This window comes from Mesorhizobium sp. M7D.F.Ca.US.004.03.1.1, assembly GCF_003998635.1.
In the GTDB taxonomy this organism is placed as follows: Bacteria; Pseudomonadota; Alphaproteobacteria; order Rhizobiales; family Rhizobiaceae; genus Mesorhizobium; species Mesorhizobium loti.
In genome coordinates, this window is sequence record NZ_RZQG01000563.1 from 1 (window position 1) to 4,015 (window position 4,015).

Sequence of the window (4,015 nt, forward strand, 5' to 3'; positions counted from 1 at the left end):
ATCTCCGACTGATAGGCCGGATCGTTCTGATGGGCGGTGGCGTCGGCGCGCAAGCGGGCGCGGCGCTGCTCGGGCGATTCGGGCCATTCGGCGCTTGCCGTCTCGATGCTGTCCTGCGGCGCCGGCAGCGCTTCCTTCTGGCCTGGCGCCGGCTTCACCAGCGTCGGGCGCGGCTTGTAGTCGATCTGTTCCTTGCGCTTCGGCGCGAACGAAAAGGCGCCCGAAATATCGCCGGCCAGCTGTTCGCCGGCGGTCTTGTCGGTGCCATAGGTCGGAGACCCCATGCAGCCGGACAAAGCGAGGCCCGATGCGACAAGCGGCGCCAGCAGCGCCAGGCGCACGTTATATCTCTCGGTCATGCCAAAAAGTCCCACTGTAGACAGCCTCTCGATTGCCACCGGCCTTATGACCGGTCCCCATCGTCCAAGCACTTGCGACGGAAATCCGGCGACAATTTGTCTTCCGGAGTTTCGCGTGTTTACCTCAACCACTCGTTAAGGGCAACGCGCGGGCGGTTTTCGCCCGCCCGGCGTGGCATTTGTGCACCGATCAAGCTGGCCGGCCGGCCTGTTAAAGCCGGCCAAGCGCCTTCAATTCGTGCAGTACCGCCGCATCGCGCGCCGAAACATCCGGAAATTCCGGATCCTGGCCGACATCGGCGGTGTAGCGCCAGGACCGTGCGCATTTCACGAGGCCGCGATCCTCGGCCTTTTCGACCACCACGGCGACACCCCTGACGTCGTCAAGCGTGAAGGCACCCACAGGCGCTTCGCCATGAGCGATCACCAGATCGCTGGTGATCGCCATCTCGGCCATGTCGACATCGGATATCGCCGCTTCGAGCGCTGCATCGTTGATGGTGACGACCGGCACTGCTTCCAGCGACGACCCTATCACCTTCTGGGCGCGCGCGATCTCCAGCGCGCCGGTGACGACACGCCGCACCTGCCGCACCTTGCGCCACTTTTCCGCCAGCGCCTCATTCTTCCAGTCCGCCGGGATTTGCGGGAACTGGTCGAGATGCACCGAGACGGCGTCGGGATGACGATCGAGCCAGGCCTCTTCCATGGTGAAGGGCAGCATTGGCGCCAGCCATTTCACCAGGCAATCGAAGAGATGGCGCACCACTTGCACCGAAGCCTTGCGTTTTAGGCTCGACGGCGCGTCACAGTAGAGCGCGTCCTTGCGGATGTCGAAATAGAACGCCGATAGTTCGACCACCATGAAATCGAGCAGCATGCGGGTGATGCGCTTGAATTCGAAGGCGTCGTAGCCCGAGCGCACGACTTCATCGAGTTCGGAGAGCCGGTGCAGCATCAGCCGCTCCAGCTCCGGCATCTTCCCCAGCGGCACCTCCTCGCCATCGTCATGGGCGAGCGTGCCCAGCATCCAGCGGATAGTGTTGCGCAGCTTGCGATAGGCGTCGATGTTGGTCTGCAGCACGTTCTTACCGAGCCGCTGGTCCTCCCAGTAATCAGTCGTCACCACCCACAGACGCAGGATGTCGGCCCCCGACTGCTTGATGACGTCCTGTGGAACGACGGTGTTGCCGAGCGATTTCGACATCTTGCGGCCATCCTCATCCATGGTGAAACCATGGGTGACGACGGTGTCGTAAGGCGCCCTGCCCCTGGTGCCGCAGCTTTCCAGCAGCGAGGAGTGGAACCAGCCGCGATGCTGGTCGGAGCCTTCGAGATAGACGTCGGCCGGCCATTTCAGGTCAGGACGATCTTCCAGCGTGAAGGCGTGCGTCGAGCCCGAATCGAACCAGACGTCGAGGATGTCCATCACCTGCTTCCATTTGGAGGCATCGTGATTGCCGAGGAAACGCTCCTTGGCGCCGGCGGCGAACCAGGCGTCGGCGCCCTCCTGTTCGAAGGCGTCCATGATGCGCTGGTTGACCGCCTCGTCCTTCAGCACATTGCCATCGGCATCGGCGAAGACGGCGATCGGCACGCCCCAGGCGCGCTGACGCGACAGCACCCAGTCCGGGCGCTCCTCGATCATGGCGCGGATGCGGTTCTGGCCGGCGGCGGGCACGAAGCGGGTGTCGTCGATCGCCTTCAGCGCGCGGCTGCGCAACGTCGAGCCGTCGCCGAGGTCCTTGTCCATGTAGACAAACCATTGCGGCGTGTTGCGGAAGATGATCGGCTTCTTCGACCGCCAGGAATGCGGATAGGAGTGTTTCAGCCGACCCCGCGCGAACAGCGCGTTGCGCTTGATCAGCTCGTCGATGACCGCCTGGTTAGCGTTGCCCTTCTTGCCGTTGTCGTCGATGACGCGCGCCGGCCCACCCTCGCGATCCGGGCCAAAACCCGGCGCGTCCTTGGTGAAGAAACCGCCATCGTCGACGGTGAACGGGATGGCGCTGTCGATGTCGCGTGCGCGCAGATCCGCCGCCGCATCCATCCAGGCGTCAAAATCCTCGCGGCCGTGGCCGGGCGCGGTGTGGACGAAGCCGGTGCCGGCATCGTCGGTGACATGGTCGCCGGCGAGCATCGGAACGGCAAATTCGTAGCCGCCGCCAAAGCCCTTGAACGGATGCGAAAGCGTAAGGCTTCCAAGCTCTTGCGCCGAAACGCTGCGGAGACGATTCAAGGTGACCTTGGCCTTGGCCGAGGCGTCCTCGGCCAGTGCGTCGGCAAAGATCAGCTTTTCGCCCGGCTGCGGGCCAAACGCGTTCTCGGCCGCCGTCACCTCGTAGAGGCCGTAGCTGATGCGCGGCGAATAGTTGACGGCGCGGTTGCCGGGGATGGTCCAGGGCGTCGTCGTCCAGATGACGACGTGGGCCTGGAGCAGGTCGAGGGCTCCCTCCGTCAGTTTGGTCTCACCATCATCGATGGGACGGACCAGGCTGGCGACCGGAAACTTCGCCCAGATCGTGTCGGACTCATAATCCTGGTACTCGACCTCGGCCTCGGCCAGTGCCGTGCGCTCGACCACGCTCCACATGACCGGCTTGGAACCGCGGTAGAGCTGGCCCGACATGGCGAATTTCAAAAGTTCGCCGGCAATGCGCGACTCGGCATGGAAAGCCATCGTCGTATAGGGATTCTTGAAGTCGCCGATGACGCCGAGCCGCTGGAACTCATCGCCCTGCACCGTGATCCAATGCGCGGCGAACTCACGGCATTCCTTGCGGAATTCGTTGACCGGCACCTCGTCCTTGTTCTTGCCCTTGGCGCGGTACTGCTCCTCGATCTTCCATTCGATCGGCAGGCCATGGCAGTCCCAGCCCGGCACATAGTTCGAGTCATAGCCGCGCATCTGGAACGAGCGGGTGATGACGTCCTTGAGGATCTTGTTCAGCGCATGGCCGATATGGATGTTGCCGTTGGCGTAGGGCGGGCCGTCATGCAGCACGTATTTCGTGCGGCCGGCAGCATCCTCGCGCAGCTTGCGGTAGAGGTCCATGTCCTGCCAGCGCTTGACCAGCAGCGGCTCCTTCTCGGGCAAGCCGGCGCGCATCGGAAAATCCGTCTGCGGCAGGTAAAGCGTCTTGGAATAATCGATCGTTTCAGCGGTATCGGTCATTGGTCTGCCATGTGCATTGCCCGGCGGCAAAGGAGCTCGGGCGTTGAACTATACTTTTTGAGCATGTCGTTTTCCCAAAACCGGGGCCACTTTTGGGCGACATGCCTGATGATTTGGAAAAAGCGCGAGGGCGCACGCCAAGATTCCCGGCGGCTCCGGCGGCGCTCAGGCCGCCCGGAACACCGGGCTTATAATTCGTATGGTCGGCCGGCAAAGGCGCGAAAAGCTCGTCATGCCCCGGCTTTTAGCGGAGATAGGCGCAGGAATAAAGCGTCTCTCGTTCGATTCGCTTACATCGTGAAATCGAAGCGATAGGTGGTCGACACGCCGATCATGAACTGATTGCGGTCGCCTCGTTCCTTGACCAGGCTGGAATCGGCCGCCGGTCCCATCAGGCGCGAATATTCACCAAACAGGCTGGCGGTCATCGGCTCGGTCACCTTCCAGGTTATGGCGCCGCCGAGGCCGGTCGATTTCAGGC

Annotated in this window: 2 protein-coding genes and 1 pseudogene; all 3 read right to left on the minus strand. The window is 62.9% G+C overall.

What is annotated here, in order from left to right; all coding sequences use genetic code 11:
• Positions 1-359 (minus strand): annotated as a pseudogene (locus EN935_RS25430) (hypothetical protein); the annotation flags it as partial.
• Positions 360-570: 211 nt separating this feature from the next.
• On the minus strand, positions 571-3,534 hold the full coding sequence (gene ileS / locus EN935_RS25435; protein WP_109663113.1) for an isoleucine--tRNA ligase: 2,964 nt from the start codon (positions 3,532-3,534) through the stop codon (positions 571-573).
• 290 nt (positions 3,535-3,824) lie between these two features.
• The coding region (locus tag EN935_RS25440) for a MipA/OmpV family protein (RefSeq protein WP_164771328.1) at positions 3,825-4,015 on the minus strand (191 nt) is incomplete at its 5' end.